Origin of the sequence: Serinicoccus sp. CNJ-927 (genome assembly GCF_001942435.1) — a bacterium.
Lineage (GTDB): Bacteria > Actinomycetota > Actinomycetes > Actinomycetales > Dermatophilaceae > Ornithinicoccus > Ornithinicoccus marinus.
The window spans coordinates 58,858-75,662 of record NZ_MKKF01000050.1 but is presented as its reverse complement, the minus strand read 5'-3'; the positions used below and the strand labels follow the sequence as shown (position 1 = coordinate 75,662).

Genomic DNA, 16,805 nt, shown 5'->3' with positions numbered 1-16,805 from the left:
GTCTGGGCGAGGATCAGGTTAGCCCATCGTGGGCTCGCCGACCCAATCCGCGGGGGCGGTCAGCGGCGCCGCTTCTCCCGCACCCTGACCGAGATCTCGATGGGCGTCCCGACGAAGCCGAACTGCTCGCGCAGGCGCCGCTCGAGGAAGCGTCGGTAGCCCGCCTCGATGAAGCCCGAGGCGAAGATCACGAAGCGCGGCGGGCGGGTGTCGGCCTGGGTGGCGAAGAGGATCCGCGGCTGCTTCCCGCCGCGCACCGGGTGCGGCTGGCCGGCCACGACCTCGCCGAGGAAGGCGTTGAGCTTGGCCGTCGGGATGCGCCGGTCCCACGAGCCGAGCGCGGTGTCCAGCGCGGGCACCAGCTTGGCGACGTTGCGCCCGGTGGCGGCGGAGATGTTGACCCGCGGCGCCCAGGTGATCTGCACCAGCTCGCGCTCGATCTCGCGCTCCAGGTAGTAGCGGCGCTCCTCGTCGAGGGTGTCCCACTTGTTGTAGGCGACGACGAGCGCGCGGCCGGAGTCGACGACCTGCTGGATGACCCGGATGTCCTGCTCGGCGATCGGCTCGGACACGTCGACCAGGACGACCGCGACCTCGGCCTTCTCCAGGGCGGCCTGGGTGCGCAACGAGGCGTAGAAGTCCGCGCCCTTGGTCTGGTGCACCCGCCGGCGGATGCCGGCGGTGTCGACGAAGCGCCATACCCGCCCGTCGTCGCCGAGCTCGATGAGCTCGTCCACGGGGTCGCGGGTGGTCCCGGCGACGTCGTCCACGACGACGCGGTCGGAGCCGGCGAGCTTGTTGAGCAGGGAGGACTTGCCGACGTTGGGGCGTCCGAGCAGGGCGACCCGGCGCGGCCCGCCCTCCGGCGCCACGCCGGCCACGGCCGACCTCTCCGGCAGGACGTCGAGCAGAGCGTCGAGCGCGTCACCGGACCCGCGTCCGTGCAGCGCCGACACCGGCCACGGCTGGCCCAGCCCCAGGCTCCACAGCATCGCGGCGTCGGCCTCGAACCGCTGGTCGTCGACCTTGTTGGCGACGAGTACCACCGGTCTGCCGGAGCGGCGCAGCAGCCGCACGACCTGCTCGTCGGTGTCGGTCGCCCCGACGGTGGCGTCGACGACGAACATCACGGCGTCGGCGAGCTCGACGGCGACCTCGGCCTGCTCGGCCACCCGCAGGTGTATGCCTGTGGCGTCGACCTCCCAGCCGCCGGTGTCGACGAGGGTGAAGCGGCGCCCGGACCACTCCGCGTCGTAGGACACGCGGTCGCGCGTGACGCCCGGGACGTCCTCGACCACGGCCTCGCGGCGGCCGAGGATGCGGTTGACCAGGCTGGACTTGCCGACGTTGGGACGCCCGACGACCGCGACGACGGGGCGACCGCCCACGTCCTCCCGGTCCTCCTGCGGCAGCTCGCCCCGCTCGACGAGGGCCTGGTCCTCGTCGGAGAGCTCGAAGTCGACCAGACCCGCGCGCAGGGCCTGCTCCAGCGCCTCGTCCTGCTCGCTGGCCCCCAGGTCGGGCAGCCCGTCGGGGTCTCCGGCGGTCCACTCGACCTCGACCTCGTCGTGGTGGCTGTCCTCCTGCGGAGCGGGCGTGCCGTCCTGCTGGCTCATGCTCCCTCCCCCGCGGCCGTGAGGGCCTCCGAGCGCAGCCGCACCTGCCGCTTGATCCGGCCGAGCATGCCGACCATCCCACGCATGCGCAGCGGCGAGACCGCCTCGGCCAGGCCGAAGCGGTAGGGCGCGTCGTCGGGGACGTCGAGCACCTGTTGCGCGCCGAGCCCGTCCAGGCCTTCGTGCAGGATGCCGGCGAAGCCGCGCGTCGTCGGGGCCTCCGCGGGCGCGTCGAAGAAGAGCCGCACCGTGCGCTCGGCGTCGTCCTCGACCTCGACGGCGAGGAACAACGGCGACTGGCACTCGTCGACCCGCTCCATCTGGTCGAGGTGGCCCTCGTAGCGCTCGGGCAGCCCCGGGAGCTCACGGGAGAGCTCCAGCAGCAGCTGCAGCCGCTCGGGCTGGCTCACCGCGTGGAAGTCCTCGGCGAGCTCGGCCATCGCCTCCGGGAGCGCGCCGCTCTCGGTCTCCGGCATACCTCAGCGCTCCACCGGCACACCGACCGAGTTGCCCCACTCGGTCCAGCTGCCGTCGTAGTTGCGGACCTTCTCGAAGCCCAGCAGGTGGGTGAGCACGAACCAGGTGTGGCTGGAGCGCTCGCCGATGCGGCAGTAGGCGACGACGTCGTCGGAGGTCGCCAGCCCCTGCTCCTGCTGGTAGATCGCCTCGAGCTCCTCGCGGGACTTGAACGTGCCATCCTCGTTGGCCGCCCGCGCCCACGGCACCGACGTCGCGCCCGGGATGTGGCCGCCGCGCATGGCGCCCTCCTGCGGGTAGTCGGGCATGTGCAGCAGCTCGCCGGAGTACTCCCCGGGGCTGCGCACATCGACCATCGGCTGACCGAGGTGGTCGAGCACGTCGGCCTTGAAGGCGCGGACGCGGGAGTCGTCACGCTCCACCACGGGGTATGCCGCCTGCGTCACCTCCGGCGCGTCAGTCGTCATCTCCCGGCCCTCCTCGACCCACTTCGCCCGGCCGCCGTCCAGCAGCCGCACGTCCTCGTGGCCGAAGAGCGTCATGACCCACAGGGCGTAGGCGGCCCACCAGTTGGACCGGTCGCCGTAGATGACCACGGTCGTGTCCCGACCGACGCCGCGCTCACCCATGACCTGGGCGAAGCGCTCACCATCGACGTAGTCGCGGGTCACCGGGTCGTTGAGGTCGGTGTGCCAGTCGAGCTTGCGGGCGCCGGGGATGTGCCCCGTGTCGTAGAGCAGGACGTCCTCGTCGGACTCGAGCACGACGACCTGCGGGTCGTCGAGGTGCTCGGCGAGCCACTCGGTCGTGACGAGGCGCTCGGGGTGGGCGTAGGCGGAGATCTTGTCGGAGGCGGACGAGCTCATCAGGTGCTCCTCAGGTCGGTGTCGGTGGTATGTCGCAGGCGGTCGGTGCCCGGCAGGTCAGGTGGCCTCACCCGCGTGCTCGGGCGAGCGCTCCGGCTCGACCTCGCCGCGGACCAGCGCGAGCACAGCCGCCACGACCTGGTCGAACGACAGGTCTGAGGTGTCCAACGTCACGACCCCGTCCGCGGCTTCCATGAAGGCGCTGACCGTCGAGTCCTGCTGGTCTCGCCGCACGATCTGGTCGCGGGTCGCCGCGACCTGCTCGGCGTCGGCCCCGCCGTGCAGCTCGGTGGAGCGGCGGGTCAGGCGCGCCTCCTCCGAGGCGGTGACGAGGATGCGGTGCTCGGCGTCGGGGGCGACGACGGTGGTGATGTCGCGGCCCTCCGCGACGATGCCGCCCTGCTGCTCACGGGCCGCGGCGACGATCTCCCGCTGACGCCGGCGCAGCTCGGCGCGCACGTCGAGATTCGTGGCCACGGCCGAGACCTGCGACGTCACGCGGGTCTCGCGGATGGCGTCAGTGATGTCGGTCCCACCGACCCGCAGGGTCTGGTCGTCGGGGTCGGTCAAGATGTCCAGCGGGAGGTCGCGCGCAGCCTGGGCCACGGCCTGCTGGTCGGTCAGGTCGACGTCCGCATCGAGGCACCGCCAGGCGACCGCGCGGTACATCGCGCCGGTGTCCAGGTAGCCCAGTCCCAGCTCCCGCGCCACGGCCTTGGACACGGAGGACTTACCGGACCCGGAGGGCCCGTCGATGGCGATGGTGAGGGGACGAGAAGGCACCGACCCAGCGTAACGGTCGCACCCGGTATACCCCGCGCCGGTCGATCGGGGCACTGGGAGCCGGTATGTCACTCGGCAGCCTCCTCGAGGGGGCTCACGAGTGACATACCGGCTCTCAGTGGTCCTGCATTCGGTCTGACACGCCGCTGGCTGACCGACTCGTCAGGAAAGCGTCTGCGTGATGGCGGACGTCGTCGCGGAGTGCTCGACCCGGGCGAGCGCCCCGTTGACCAGCGGCAGGTGCGGCGCGACGTGGCCGCACTCGACGTCGGCGACCACCGGCACGCCCAGGACGTCCAGCGCGTCCATGACCGCCTCGTGCTGGGTCAGGGTGGCACCGTCCGGTGCCGACGTCCGGCCCACCAGCACCGCTGCGGCGCCATCGAAGAAACCGGCCAGGCGCATACCGTGCAGGTGGCGGCAGATCGTGAAGGCGTCGTGCTCCGCCGCCTCCACGTAGACGACCAGCCCGTCTCCGAGGTCCGCCAGGCGCCGGTGTCGAGGTATGCCGTCCCCGCCAGGCTCGCCAACGTCTCGACGCAGCCCCCGACGAGCCGCCCGGTGACGTCGACGTCACCCCCGCCGTCCAGCCGCGTCCAACCCCCGGCGTGGTCGAGCACGTAGGTGTCGTCCTCCGGGTGCTCGGCCCAGTCCACGAAGTCCTCGCGGTAGCGCCCCGGTGACGTCTGTCGCACGGTCGCCCCGCGCGGGAGAGCGACAAGGTCCAGCCAGCTCACGAGTCCGTCGGGCACGGCGTAGGGCGTGTCCATGAGGTTCTGCCCGTGGATCGTCGCCCACCCGGCCCGGAGCGTGAGCGGGGTGGTGAGGGTGGCGATGTCGGAGAAGCCCACCATCCACGTCGGCTCCGCCGCCGTCAGCGCACCCCAGTCGAGCAGGGGCAGCAGGTCGATGGCCGTCTCACCGCCCCACGGCGGGACCACGGCGGCGATGCCCGGGTCGAGCAGCATCCGCTGCAGCTCTGCCGCCCGGTCCGCGGCCGGCGCGCTGACGTGACGCGCGCCGTCCATGCACTGGCCCACGACCACGTCGTAGCCACGGGATCGCACCGACTCGACGGCCACGTCCAGGCGTGCCCGGAGCTCGGCGGGCACGCCGGCGGAGGGGCTCGTGACTCCGACGACGGCACCCGGCCGCAGCGGCGCGGGGAACCTCGGTCTCATCCGGCCACCCTAGGACGGCATGTCATGACGGTCCCGTGGATATCGGGTATATACCCGACTCCCACGGGACCATCCGCACCTCGCCGTGCGGAATCAGATCGGCGACGCCTGGTCGTGAGGACGTGGCTCATCGACAAGTCAGCGCTGGCACGACTGGCTCTCAGTCGCGATGCCGCGGAGTGGGCCGTGCGCGTTGAGCGCGGACTGGTCTCCGTCTCGACACTGACCCGCCTGGAGGCGGGATACTCGGCACGATCGTCCGGCGATCACCGTCGAGTGGTGCGGGAGTCGCCCCTGGCCGCGATGCCCGCGGCCCGACCTCGGCGGGCCGCCGTGAGCAGGCCCTACTCCCCCGCCGCGCGGTAGAGCTGGGCGACCTCTTCGGCCGAGAGCGCGCGATACTTCCCCGGGCGCAGCTCGGCGACCTTGATCGGGCCGACCTGGACGCGCGAGAGCGCCTCGACCGGGTAGCCGACCTCCTCCATCATCCGGCGCACGATGTGCTTGCGACCCTCGTGCAGCACGATCTCGATGATCGAGTGGCCAGGGATGTCGTCGACGAGCCGGAAGCTGTCGGCCTTCGCCAGACCGTCCTCGAGCTCGACGCCGTCGCGCAGCTGCTTGCCGATGCCGGGAGCCACGACGCCGTGCACCTGTGCGACATACGTCTTGGGCACGCCGTAGGCCGGATGCTGCAGCTTGTGCGCGAGGTCGCCGTCGTTGGTGAGCAGCAGCAGTCCCTCGGTGTCGACGTCCAGCCGCCCGACGTGGAACAGGCGGCGCGACAGGTGCCCGACGTAGTCGGTCAGGCACGGCCGCCCCTCCTCGTCCTCCATCGTGGAGACGACACCGGCCGGCTTGTTGAAGGCGAGGTAGAGCTTCTCGGTGTCGACGACAACCCGGTCACCGTCGACGTGCACCGTCTGGGTGGCCGCGTCGACGCGCACCCCGAGCTCCACGACGACCTGGCCGTCGACCTCGACGCGACCCTCCTCGATGAGCTTCTCGCAGGCTCGCCTGCTCCCGAAGCCCGCGCCGGCGAGCAGCTTCTGCAGCCGCACGCCGTCCGGGGTGTGGACGTCGCGGGTCGCCGGGTCCGGCGGTGTGCTGGGACGGCGCCGCCGCGGCGGCCGGGTGCCACCCGCACGCCGCGGCCCGGCGCCTCCGCCCTGCGAGGGCACGCGCGAGGCAGACCCGCCCCGGCCGCCGGACCGGCCTCCGCCGGACCTGCCGCCCTGCCCGGGTCGTCCGCCCTGCCCGCCACGGGGTCCGGGGTTCTTCTTGCCGCTGGTCATGCGAGTCCTTCCGATGCGAGCTCCTCGAGCACCTCGGCCGAGGGGAGATAGGGGGCGAGCGCGGGCAGGTCGTCGAGGCTGTCCAGCCCCATGCGCTGCAGGAACAGGTCGGTGGTGCCGTAGAGCACCGCGCCACCGGACGGGTCCTGCCCGGTCTCGGTGACCATGCCGCGCGCCAGCAGCGTCCGGACGACGCCGTCGACGTTCACCCCGCGGATCGCGCCGATACGGGCCCGGCTGATCGGCTGTCGGTAGGCGATGACGGCGAGCGTCTCCAGCGCGGCCTGGGTGAGCCGTGCCTGCTGGCCACCCAGGAGGAACTTCTCCACCACCGGCGCGTATTCCGGTCGGCTGTAGACACGCCACCCCCCTCCCAGGCGGCGCAGCATGAAGCCGCGGTTGCCCTGGGCATACTCCTGGGCGAGCTCGTCGAGGACGGCGCCCACGTCCTCCAGCGGCAGCTCCAGCGCGCTGGCGAGGGCCTCCTCGGTCACCGGCTCGTCGATGACCATGAGGACCGCCTCGATCGCGGAGCGGGCGCCCCCCGGGAAGTCGGTGATGTCGAAGGCGACCTGCTCCTGCTCCACCTGGTCGGCACCCGCCACGGGCTCGTCGGGCTGCTCATCCTGCTGGCTCATCGGCCTCCTCCTCGTCGAACTCCGCCCCGACCTGCCCATGGACCTCGCCCGAGTCCGGCCCGGTCCAGCGCACCGTGAGCTCCCCGAGCGCCTCGTCCTGCTCCAGCGCGACCACGGTGTCGCGGAAGAGCTCGAGCAGCGACAGGAAGCGCGCGACGATGACCATCGTGGAGTCGGCGTCGGCCACGAGGTCGCGGAAGCTGGCGCTGCCCCGCTCCCGCAGCCGGCCGACGATGATCGAGGCCTGCTCGCGCACCGAGACCTGTGCGGCGTGGAGATGGTCCACGCCGACGGCGGGCGGGGGCCGGGGGATCATCGCCCGGCCGGCGATCATCGCCAGCTGCTCGGGCGTGACGGTCAGCACGAGCTCGGGCAGCAGCGAGGCGAAGCGCTCCTCGACGCCGACGTCGCGGGCGAAGATGCGTCCCTTGCCCTCCATCTGCAGCCGCAGCTCGTCGGAGACCTGCTTGAACGCGCGGTACTGCAGCAGCCGGGCGAAGAGCAGGTCGCGCGCCTCGATGAGCGCCAGGTCCTCCTCGTCGTCCTCCCGGCCGCTCGGCAGCAGGCGGGCGGCCTTGAGGTCGAGCAGGGTCGCCGCGATGAGCACGAACTCGCTGGCCTGCGACAGGTCCCACTCCCCCTCGCCCTCCTGCGCCGCGCGCAGGTAGGCCACGAACTCGTCGGTCACGCGGGCCAGCGCGATCTCGGTGACGTCGAGCTTGTGCTTGGCGATGAGCCCGAGCAGCAGCTCGAACGGACCCGAGAAGACGTCGAGGTGGACCTCGAAGCCGCCGCGGGTCGCGGTGAGGACGCCGCCCGGGGTCGCCTCGCCCGGCTGGCCAGAGGCCTGCGCCGACGGGTCCGCGGCCGGGGCGGTCGGCATACCCATCCCGCTCAGGGAGCGCCGCCGCGCGCGACGAGCTCACGCGCCAGCTGACGGTATGCCTCCGCACCGGAGTGCGTGCTGGCGTAGGTGGTGATGGGCTCGGCGGCCAGGGTCGCGTCGGGGAACTTCACGGTGCGGCTGATGACGGTGTGGAAGACGGTGTCGCCGAAGTGGTCGACGACGCTGCGGACCACCTCGCGGGAGTGCAGCGTGCGCCCGTCGTACATCGTCGCGAGGATGCCGTCGATCTCCAGCCTCGGGTTGAGCCGGTCGGTGATCTTCTCGATCGTCTCGATGAGCAGCGCGACGCCGCGCATCGCGAAGAACTCGGTCTCCAGCGGGATGATCACGCCGTGCGAGGCGGTGAGCGCGTTGACCGTGAGCAGGCCGAGGGAGGGCTGGCAGTCGATGAAGACGACGTCGTAGTCGTCCATCACGGGCCGCAGGGTGCGGGCGAGCACCTGCTCGCGGGCCACCTCCCCCACGAGCTGGACCTCGGCGGCGGACAGGTCGATGTTGGCCGGGAGGATGTCGATGCCGGGCACCGAGGTGGGCTGGATGACGTCGCGCACGTCGTGGCCGCGCTCCACGAGCAGGTTGTAGACCGTGACGTCGAGGTCGTGCGTGCGCACCCCCAGGCCGACCGACAGCGCGCCCTGCGGGTCGAAGTCGACCATGAGGACCTTGCGGCCGTACTCCGCGAGCGCGGCGCCGAGGTTGATCGTCGTCGTGGTCTTGCCGACACCGCCCTTCTGGTTGCACATCGCGATGATGCGGGCCGGCCCGTGGCTCGCCAGCGGCTCGGGCACGGGGAAGTCGGGCAGCGGACGGCCGGTGGGGCCCTCCTGGCCCACGCCCGAGGTCTCGGTGCCGGGCAGCCGGTCGTGACTCACGTGGTGTCTCCAGATCCGTTCGGGTGTGGTCGGCGTCCCGCCGATCGGTCCGACCCTAATCCACAGGTCCAGGTGCGGTCATCCGCCTGGACCTCGACCTGAGGTCGAAGTCCTTGCCGGCTCAACGCCGCGCGCGCGGGTGGGACTGGGCATACACCTCGCGCAGGTGCTGGGTGGAGACGTGGGTGTAGATCTGGGTGGTCGCCACCGAGGCGTGGCCGAGCAGCTCCTGCACCACCCGCACGTCGGCGCCGCCGTCGAGCAGGTGGGTGGCGAAGGAGTGGCGCAGCGTGTGCGGGGAGATCTCGGCCCGGAGGTCGGCCCGGTCGGCGGCGGCCTTGATGGCGTTCCAGGCGGACTGACGGGACAGGCGCCCGCCTCGCGCGTTGACGAAGACGGCCGGCGTCCCGCTCCCCTTCCGCGCCAGCTCGGGTCGGCCGCGGACGAGCCAGGCGTCGAGGGCGTCCCGGGCATACCGTCCCATCGGCACGATCCGCTCCTTGCGGCCCTTGCCGAAGAGCCGGACCACGCCGGGGAGCTCGCCGTCGGCGGCCGCCTCCGGCCGGGCCAGGTCGAGGTCGTCGACATCGAGCGCGATCGCCTCGCTGACCCGCGCGCCACAGCCGTAGAGCAGCTCCATCAGCGCCCGGTCCCGCAGGGCGGCAGGGGTGTCCCCGACCGAGGCCGCCTGCAGCAGCCGCTCGACATCGGTGATGCTCAGCGCCTTCGGCAGGCGCCGCGGCGGCGTGGGCGGGGCGACCTCGCGGGACGGGTCGTCCACGGACTCCCCCTCCACCGCCAGGAAGGTGTGCAGCCCGCGGACCGCGACCACGGCCCGGGCGGCCGAGGTCGCGGCGAGCGGTGGGTGGTCGGCGTCGCCGCTGCGCAGGTGAGCCAGGAAGTCGGTGACGTGCGCCTGGCGGACCTCGTCGGGTGCGGTGATGCCCTGCGCGTCGAGGAAGGCGAGGTAGCGGCGCAGGTCGCGCCGGTAGGCCGCGAGCGTGTGCTCGGAGCGGCCCCGCTCGACCCGGAGGTGGTCGAGCCAGTCCCCCACCGCTCGCGCCAGCGGCGTCGTCGGGGCGCCGGCCGTGCCGGTCACCGCGGAGACGCCACCGGACGGGGCGGCGCTCTCGCGCGGGTCGGGCGGGGTCATACCGCGATCCTCTCAGCACCCGACCGGGTGGTGGGTGAGGATGAGCCCCATGCGCTGGTATGCCGATGCTCCCGCCCGCCGGTCCCGCCAGGTCACCGCGGACCTGCTCGTCCTGGCCTGGGTGGTGCTCTGGGTCCTCGTCGGTCGGTGGGTCTTCGGGCTGGTCATGACCCTGGCCGCACCGGCGACCCGCTGCGCTCGGCGGGGACGGGCATGCAGTCAAGGATGACCGACGTCGCCGGACGGGTCGTCGAGATCCCGCTCGTCGGCGACAGCCTCCAGGCGCCCTTCTCCGGCGCCGCCGGGGTCGGGACCGACCTGGTCACGGCGGGCGACCGGCTGGAGGGCGGCGTCACGACCGTCGCCTGGCTGGTCACCCTGCTCAGTGCGGGGACACCGATCCTCCTGATGGTGCTGATCTGGGCAGCCCTGCGACTGGCCTGGGCCCGGCGGGCGCGCTCACTGGGCCGCGAGCTCGGCGAACCGCAGGCGCAGGAGCTCCTCGCGTTGCGCGCCCTGGTGCACCAGCGGCCGCGGCGGCTCCAGGAGGTGCTCGACGACCCGGTCACCGCCTGGCGTGCCCGCGACCCCGAGGCGATCCGGGTGCTCGCGGACCTGGAGCTGGCCGACGTCGGCCTGCGCACCAGCCGGTAGCGCTCAGCCGTGCCGCCGCCGCAGCACCCGCTCCACGTCCGCCAGACCGAGGTCGCGGGAGCGCAGCAGGACGAGCAGGTGGTAGACGAGATCGGCGGACTCCCCCAGCAGCGCGTCGTCGTCCTGCGCCACCGAGGCGAGGGCCGTCTCGACGCCCTCCTCGCCGACCTTCTGCGCGATCCGGCGCACCCCACCCTCGAAGAGCGAGGTCGTGTAGGACCCCTCCGGCAGCTCCTCACGGCGATCCCGCACCAGCTCGTCGAGCTCGTGCACGAAGGAGCCGGGGCGCGCGCCAGGGTCGAAGCAGGTCTCCTCGCCGGTATGGCAGGTGGGTCCGCTCGGGAGGGCGTGGAGCAGCAGGGTGTCACGGTCGCAGTCCAGCTCCACCGCCTCGACGCGCAGCACGTTGCCGCTCGTCTCACCCTTGGTCCACTGCGCACCCCGGCTGCGGCTGAAGAACGTCGCCAGCCCCGTCTCCAGCGTCGTCGTCAGCGCCTGCTCGTCGAGGAAGCCGACCATGAGCACCTGCCCGGTCCGCGCGTGCTGCACCACGCCGGGGATGATCCCGTCGGTCTTGCTGAAGTCGACGTCGGCGACGTCGAAGTCCGCCTCGACGCCGGACAGACGGGGTGTCCGGTCGCTCACGCGCGCACCTCGATCCCGTGGTCGGCCAGCGTCGCCTTGAGCGAGGGTATGCCGATGGACCCGTCGTGGAAGACCGTCGCCGCGAGCGCACCGTCGACGTCCGCCTCCCGGAAGACGTCGACGAAGTGTGCCGGCGCCCCGGCGCCGCCGCTCGCGACGAGCGGGACCGGGCACTGCGACCGGACAGCTGCAAGTTGCTCGACGTCGTAGCCGTCGCGCACCCCGTCCGAGCCCATACAGTTGAGCACGACCTCCCCGGCGCCGAGACCGACGACCTCGCGGACCCAGTCCAGCGTCGTGGTCTCCAGCGCCCGGGTCGCCTCCGGGCTCCCGGTGAACTGCCGGATCCGCCAGTGCCCGTCCTCGTCGCGCAGGCTGTCCACGCCGACGACGACGCACTGCACCCCGAAGGCCTCGGCGAGCTCGCCGACCAGCTCGGGGCGCTGGGTGGCCGGCGTGTTGACCGACACCTTGTCTGCACCTGCGTGCAGCACCGCCCGCGCCGTCTCGACCGAGCGGATGCCGCCGGCGACGCAGAACGGGATGTCGATCGCGCGGGCCACCCGCTCCACCCAGCCCACGTCGACGCCCCGGCCCTCGGGGCTGGCGGTGATGTCGTAGAAGACGAGCTCGTCGGCGCCCTCCCCGGCATACCGCTGCGCGAGCTCGACGATGTCACCCATGTCGCGGTGGTCGCGGAAACGGGTGCCCTTGACCACCCGCCCCTCGCGCACGTCGAGGCAGGGGATGATCCGGCGTGCCAGGGTCACGGCTGCTCCTCCCTCACCGCGTCGTCCACCGTGAGCCGCCCCTCGAGCAGCGCCTTGCCCAGAATGATCCCGGCGCACCCCTGCTTCTTCGCGGCCCGCACGTCGTCGACCGACCGGGCGCCGCCCGAGGCCTGGATCTCCAGCGCGGGGTTGGAGCGGGTGAGCATCGTGTAGAGGTGGAAGTTGGGCCCGGACAGCGTGCCGTCGCGGCCGATGTCGGTGCACAGCACGTGCTGCAGCCCCGAGCCGTGGTACTGGTGCAGCGTCGTCGTGAGGTCCTGCTCCCCCACCGAGGTCCACCCCGCGGTCGGCAGCACCCACCGCCCGTCCTCGCCGATCCGGGTGTCCAGCGCCACGGTGATCCGGTCCGCGCCGAAGCGGTCCAGCCAGCCCACGACCGTCGCGGGCTCGCGCACCGACAGCGAGCCCACGACCACCCGCTCGGCGCCGGCGTCGAGCAGCCGCTGCACGTCGTCCGCGCTGCGCACCCCGCCGCCGGTCTGCACCCGCAGCCCGGTGGTGTCGCAGATCGTCTCCAAGGTCTCCAGCAGGGTGTATCCCCCGGCCCGGGCCGCGTCGAGGTCGACGAGGTGCAGCCACGCCGCACCGGAGCGCGCGTAGTTCGCCGCGACGGCCACGGGGTTGTCGGTGTAGCGCGTCTCCTGCTCGTAGTCACCCTTGTGCAGGCGCACGACCGCGCCGCCGCGGACGTCGATCGCTGGGTAGACGGTGAACGGTCCGGTGGTGCTCACTGGTATCTCTCCGGTGTCGGTGCGGAGGTCAGGCGTCATCGATCGACCTCCACCAGGAAGTTTCGCAGAAGGCGGGAGCCGACCGCCGAGGACCTCTCGGGGTGGAACTGCGCGCCCCATCGCAGCCCGGAGCGCACGACCGCGGTCCACGGCGCCCGTGGACGGTGCTGGCGAGGGTGTGCTCGGTGGGCGCCGCGGCGTAGGAGTGCACGAAGTAGGCGCGGTCGCCCTCCTCGATCCCGACCAGGAGCGGGTCCTCGGCGAGGTCGGTCAGCGCGTTCCACCCCATGTGCGGCACCCGGACCCCGGCTGCCGGAGGTATGCCGACCACCTCGCCCGGCACGAGGCCGAGCGTCGCCACGCCGCCGTCCTCCTCGGAGCGCTCGAAGAGCAGCTGCATCCCCAGGCATACCCCGAGCAGCGGCGCCTGCACCTGGGCGAGCACCTCGACGAGACCGAGCTCGCGCAACCGGCGCATGCCGGCCCCGGCTGCGCCGACTCCGGGCAGGACCACCCGGTCCGCGGCGAGGATGTCGCCCGGGTCGGCGGTGAGCCGGCCGGTCGCGCCGAGCCGCTCCAGGGCGTAGCTGACCGAGCCGATGTTGGTGCCACCACCGTCGACGAGGGCGACCCTCACAGCACGCCCTTGGTGGTGGGCAGCTCGGCGGAGTCGCCCTGGCGGGCGATGCCCATGCGCAGCGCCCGGGCGACCGCCTTGAAGCCGACCTCGATCTTGTGGTGGGTGTTGCCGCCGGTCACCGACAGGTGCAGGGTGCAGCGCATGGCGTCGGCGAAGGAGCGCCAGAAGTGCTCGACCATCTCCGTGGAGAACTCGCCGACGGCCTCCCGGTCGAAACTGCCCTCGTAGGCGAAGTAGGGCCGCCCGGACAGGTCGATCGCCGCGGTCGCCTGCGCCTCGTCCATGGGCAGGGTGAAGCCGTAGCGGCCGATGCCGCGCTTGTCGCCGAGCGCGGTGCGGATCGCCTCGCCCACGGCCAGCGCGACGTCCTCGACGGTGTGGTGGTCGTCGATGTGCAGGTCGCCCTCGCACGCGACATGCAGCCGGAAGCCGCCGTGCTTGGCGAGCTGGTCGAGCATGTGGTCGTAGAACCCGATCCCGGTCGAGATCTCGCTGCCGCCGGTCGCGTCGAGGTCGACCTGCACCGTGATCGCCGTCTCGGAGGTGGCGCGCTCGACCCGGGCGGTCCGGGGCGCGTCGGCCAGCTCGTGCGCGATCTGCGACCAGGTGGTCCGCCGCTGGTCGTCGTCGGTCCCGTCGACCCGTCCCGGGAGGAGGTATGCCGGGACACCCAGGTTGTCGGCGAACTCCCGGTCGGTGGACCGGTCGCCGACCATGACGCTGCGGTCCCAGTCGACCCCCCGGTCCTTGAGCAGGTGCGCGACCATCCCGATGCCGGGCTTGCGGGTCCACGGCGCCTCCGGGCCGCCGTGGTGCGGGTCGACGAAGACGTCCCGGAAGGTGATGCCCTGGCTGGCGAGCAGCTGCAGCAGAAACTGCTGCGGGCCCTCGAAGTCCTCGGTCGGGAAGGACTCCGTGCCCAGGCCGTCCTGGTTGCTCACCATGACGAGGTCGAAGCCCGCCCCCTGGATGCGCAGCAGCGCCGGGATCACGCCGTCGACGAGCGCCAGCTTGTCCAGCGCGTCGATCTGGTGATCCTCCGGCTCGGCGATGATCGTGCCGTCGCGGTCGACGAAGCAGATCGGGCGGGGGCTCATGCGGGGCTCTCCTCGGTGCTGGTGTCGGTGCTGAAGTCCGTGCTGGTGGTGGGGCTCGATGACGCGGTCAGCGCCTCGCGCAGGGCGGCCATCTCGGGGCCGGTGCCGATGGTGATGCGCAGGGCGTCGTGCAGGCCCGGCAGGTGGCGCATGTCGCGGACCACGATGCCGGCGGCGCCCAGGGTATGCAGCAGGGCGTCAGCGTCGTCGCACCGCACCAGGAAGAAGTTGGCCTCGCTGGCGTAGACCGTGCGCACGTCGTCGAGGTCTCGCAGCCAGCGGCCGACCTGGTCACGCAGCCGCAGGACCTCGCCCACGTGCTGCGCGGTGGCGTGCAGGACGTCCTCGGACAGGGCCCGCAGTGCAAGCTCGGTGACCGGCGCGGGCAACGGGTAGGGCGCCTGCACCCGCCGCAGGACGGCCACCAGGCCCGGGTGGGCCAGCGCGATGCCGACCCGGGCCCCGGCGAGGGCGTGCGCCTTGGAGAGGGTGCGCAGCACGACGAGGGTGGGGTGCTCCTCGAGCAGGGTGATCGCCGAGCGCTGCTGCGCGAACTCGCCGTAGGCCTCGTCCACGACGACGACCGCCTGGTCGGCCAGCTCCTCGGCGAGCGCGGCGATCTCTCGCAGCGGGACGACCGAGCCGGTGGGGTTGCCCGGCGAGGCCACGAAGACCAGCCGGGCGCCGTGCTCCCGGGCCGCCCGCGCGACGGCGGCGGTGTCGACCCGCCAGCGCAGGCCGTCGTCGGTCTGGGGCACGTCGGTCACCGGCACGCCGTGCAGCCGCGCAGAGACGGCATACATCCCGAACGTCGGCGAGGTCACGACGACGCCGTCACCGCCGGGGCGGCACAGGCTGCGCACGAGCAGCTCGATCGCCTCGTCGCTGCCGCGGCCGACCACGACCCGGTCCGGGGTGGTCGCCCACAGGTCGGCGAAGGCCTCGACCAGCGCGGCCGGCTGCGGGTCCGGGTAGCGCCGGGACACGCCGTCGCTGTCCGCGGGGCTGGCGACCCCGGACTCGTTGGCGTTGAGCCAGATGCGGTCCGGTATGCCCGTGGGCGCGCTGGTGCGGGCCGAGGAGTACCCCGCGAAGTCGCGCAGGTCCGGGCGCACCAGGTGCGCCGGGAAGGTGGTGTCGCCGCGGGTGGTCACGGCTCCCCCTGGGTGCGGGCGAGACGGCGCGTGACCGCGCGCTGGTGGGCGTGCAGCGACTCGGCCTCGGAGAGCGTCACGGCGCACGGGCCGACGGCGGCCAGGCCCTGCGGCGTGGCGCGCTGCACGGTCATGGCGATCTGGAAGGCGCCGACGTTGACGCCGCCGGTGAAGCGCGCGGCACCCGCGGTGGGCAGCACGTGGTTGGTGCCGGAGCAGTAGTCGCCGAGCGTCTCCGGGGTGTGGTCGCCGAGGAAGACCGACCCGGCCCGGTCGATGCGCGGCACCCAGGCCGACGCGTCGCGCAGGGCGAGGATGAGGTGCTCGGGGGCGTAGTCGTTGGACACCTCGACAGCTGTGGCCAGGTCGGGAGTGACGACGAGGCGCGAGGACGCGAGCGCCTTGCGGGCGATGTCGGCGCGCGGCAGGCTCTCCACCTGCTCCTCCACCTGGGTAGCGACCGCCTCGGCCAGCGCCCTTGAGTCGGTGAGCAGGACGACCTGGCTGTCCGGGCCGTGCTCGGCCTGGGACAGCAGGTCGGCGGCGACGAACTCGGCGTCCGCCCCGGCGTCCGCGATGACCAGGACCTCCGAGGGACCGGCCGGCATGTCGATGCCCGGCCCGCCCTCGGCCGTGCTGACCTGCCGCTTGGCCTCGGTGACCCAGGCGTTGCCGGGACCGAAGAGCTTGTCGCACGCCGGGACGGTCTCGGTGCCGTAGGCCATCGCCGCGATCGCCTGGGCCCCGCCGACGAGGTAGATGTGCTCGATGCCGCACTCGGCGGCGGCCGCGAGCACGGCCGGGTCGGCGGTGCCGTCCGGGCGCGGCGGCGTGCAGAGCACCACCTCCGGGCAGCCGGCGAGCTGCGCGGGCACACCGAGCATCAGCGCGGTCGAGGGCAGCGGCGCGGACCCGGCGGGGACGTAGAGCCCGACCCGGCGGATCGGGCGCACCACCCGCTCGCACACGACCCCGGGAGCCGTCTCGACGGCATACCCCTGCTGCCTGCCGGCGGCGTGGAAGGTGCGGATGCGTCCGGCGGCCTCGGTGATCGCCGCGCGCAGGTCGGCGTCCAGCGCCGCGGCGGCGGTGTCCCGCTCCTGCGGCGTGACCCGCAGGTCGGCCACGGTCGCGCCGTCCAGGCGGGCGCTGAGCTCGCGCAGCGCGTCGTCGCCACGCTCGCGCACCTGCGCGAGGATGTCGGTGACGCCAGCGGTGACCTCGGGGCCAGCGGCCGCGGTGCCCCGGCGCAGCGCCTCGGCGCGCTGGGTGTCGTCGAGGTCGTCCCAGGTGAGGACGTTCATG

At 73.0% G+C, this 16,805-nt stretch carries 20 protein-coding genes; 2 read left to right on the top strand and 18 right to left on the bottom strand.

Going from position 1 to position 16,805, the window contains the following annotated elements; all coding sequences use genetic code 11:
* Positions 1-59: 59 nt before the first annotated feature.
* From der to xerD, 11 genes are all read right to left on the bottom strand, one after another.
* Positions 60-1,616 (bottom strand): ribosome biogenesis GTPase Der, encoded by a 1,557-nt coding sequence (der, locus tag BJF86_RS14680; protein WP_143553867.1) that lies wholly within the window; start codon positions 1,614-1,616, stop codon positions 60-62.
* Positions 1,613-2,092: a SufE family protein gene (locus BJF86_RS14675; RefSeq protein WP_075820012.1), complete on the bottom strand. Its 480-nt coding sequence runs from the start codon at positions 2,090-2,092 to the stop codon at positions 1,613-1,615. The genes der and BJF86_RS14675 overlap by 4 nt, the downstream gene beginning before the upstream one ends.
* A 3-nt stretch (positions 2,093-2,095) precedes the next feature.
* Entirely contained in the window at positions 2,096-2,959 is an 864-nt protein-coding gene (locus BJF86_RS14670) for a sulfurtransferase (RefSeq protein ID WP_075820010.1), read from the bottom strand.
* A 57-nt stretch (positions 2,960-3,016) separates the two neighbouring features.
* Positions 3,017-3,742 (bottom strand): (d)CMP kinase, encoded by a 726-nt coding sequence (cmk, locus tag BJF86_RS14665; protein ID WP_022923900.1) that lies wholly within the window; start codon positions 3,740-3,742, stop codon positions 3,017-3,019.
* A gap of 162 nt (positions 3,743-3,904) precedes the next feature.
* Complete coding sequence (locus tag BJF86_RS19640; protein WP_321166208.1) at positions 3,905-4,156, bottom strand: hypothetical protein; 252 nt, start codon at positions 4,154-4,156, stop codon at positions 3,905-3,907.
* Entirely contained in the window at positions 4,069-4,923 is an 855-nt protein-coding gene (locus BJF86_RS14660; protein ID WP_321166204.1) for an LD-carboxypeptidase, read from the bottom strand. Before BJF86_RS14660 ends, BJF86_RS19640 begins: the two co-directional genes overlap by 88 nt.
* A 344-nt stretch (positions 4,924-5,267) precedes the next feature.
* Positions 5,268-6,218, bottom strand: coding sequence for a pseudouridine synthase (locus tag BJF86_RS14655; protein ID WP_075820008.1), 951 nt, complete (start codon positions 6,216-6,218; stop codon positions 5,268-5,270).
* Complete coding sequence (gene scpB / locus BJF86_RS14650; RefSeq protein WP_075820006.1) at positions 6,215-6,856, bottom strand: SMC-Scp complex subunit ScpB; 642 nt, start codon at positions 6,854-6,856, stop codon at positions 6,215-6,217. Before scpB ends, BJF86_RS14655 begins: the two co-directional genes overlap by 4 nt.
* Positions 6,840-7,739, bottom strand: a complete 900-nt coding sequence (locus BJF86_RS14645; RefSeq protein ID WP_075820004.1) for a segregation and condensation protein A — start codon at positions 7,737-7,739, stop codon at positions 6,840-6,842. Before BJF86_RS14645 ends, scpB begins: the two co-directional genes overlap by 17 nt.
* Positions 7,740-7,750: 11 nt before the next feature.
* Positions 7,751-8,635: a ParA family protein gene (locus tag BJF86_RS14640; RefSeq protein ID WP_143553866.1), complete on the bottom strand. Its 885-nt coding sequence runs from the start codon at positions 8,633-8,635 to the stop codon at positions 7,751-7,753.
* A 121-nt stretch (positions 8,636-8,756) separates the two neighbouring features.
* Positions 8,757-9,788, bottom strand: coding sequence for a site-specific tyrosine recombinase XerD (xerD, locus tag BJF86_RS14635; protein WP_075820000.1), 1,032 nt, complete (start codon positions 9,786-9,788; stop codon positions 8,757-8,759).
* 40 nt (positions 9,789-9,828) lie between these two features.
* Here xerD and BJF86_RS17100 point away from each other — a divergent pair, with 40 nt between their 5' ends.
* Positions 9,829-10,017: a hypothetical protein gene (locus BJF86_RS17100; RefSeq protein WP_143553865.1), complete on the top strand. Its 189-nt coding sequence runs from the start codon at positions 9,829-9,831 to the stop codon at positions 10,015-10,017.
* Complete coding sequence (locus tag BJF86_RS14630) at positions 10,014-10,442, top strand: hypothetical protein (RefSeq protein WP_083653169.1); 429 nt, start codon at positions 10,014-10,016, stop codon at positions 10,440-10,442. The genes BJF86_RS17100 and BJF86_RS14630 overlap by 4 nt, the downstream gene beginning before the upstream one ends.
* Before the next feature lie 3 nt (positions 10,443-10,445).
* On the opposite strand, the gene hisIE is transcribed toward BJF86_RS14630, so the two are convergent.
* From hisIE to hisD, 7 genes are read right to left on the bottom strand one after another with little or no spacing between them, the layout of a single operon-like run.
* The gene (gene hisIE, locus BJF86_RS14625; protein ID WP_237768250.1) at positions 10,446-11,087 is read right to left on the bottom strand and encodes a bifunctional phosphoribosyl-AMP cyclohydrolase/phosphoribosyl-ATP diphosphatase HisIE; all 642 of its coding nucleotides are present in this window, start codon (positions 11,085-11,087) and stop codon (positions 10,446-10,448) included.
* On the bottom strand, positions 11,084-11,857 hold the full coding sequence (hisF, locus tag BJF86_RS14620) for an imidazole glycerol phosphate synthase subunit HisF (protein ID WP_075819998.1): 774 nt from the start codon (positions 11,855-11,857) through the stop codon (positions 11,084-11,086). Before hisF ends, hisIE begins: the two co-directional genes overlap by 4 nt.
* The gene (gene hisA / locus BJF86_RS14615; RefSeq protein WP_075819997.1) at positions 11,854-12,648 is read right to left on the bottom strand and encodes a 1-(5-phosphoribosyl)-5-[(5-phosphoribosylamino)methylideneamino]imidazole-4-carboxamide isomerase; all 795 of its coding nucleotides are present in this window, start codon (positions 12,646-12,648) and stop codon (positions 11,854-11,856) included. Before hisA ends, hisF begins: the two co-directional genes overlap by 4 nt.
* Entirely contained in the window at positions 12,638-13,246 is a 609-nt protein-coding gene (gene hisH, locus BJF86_RS14610) for an imidazole glycerol phosphate synthase subunit HisH (RefSeq protein ID WP_202817361.1), read from the bottom strand. Before hisH ends, hisA begins: the two co-directional genes overlap by 11 nt.
* Positions 13,243-14,346, bottom strand: a complete 1,104-nt coding sequence (gene hisB, locus BJF86_RS14605) for a bifunctional histidinol-phosphatase/imidazoleglycerol-phosphate dehydratase HisB (protein WP_075819995.1) — start codon at positions 14,344-14,346, stop codon at positions 13,243-13,245. Before hisB ends, hisH begins: the two co-directional genes overlap by 4 nt.
* Positions 14,343-15,500, bottom strand: coding sequence for a histidinol-phosphate transaminase (gene hisC / locus BJF86_RS14600; protein WP_075820218.1), 1,158 nt, complete (start codon positions 15,498-15,500; stop codon positions 14,343-14,345). The genes hisB and hisC overlap by 4 nt, the downstream gene beginning before the upstream one ends.
* Entirely contained in the window at positions 15,497-16,804 is a 1,308-nt protein-coding gene (gene hisD, locus BJF86_RS14595; protein WP_075819993.1) for a histidinol dehydrogenase, read from the bottom strand. The genes hisC and hisD overlap by 4 nt, the downstream gene beginning before the upstream one ends.
* Position 16,805 lies beyond the last annotated feature (1 nt).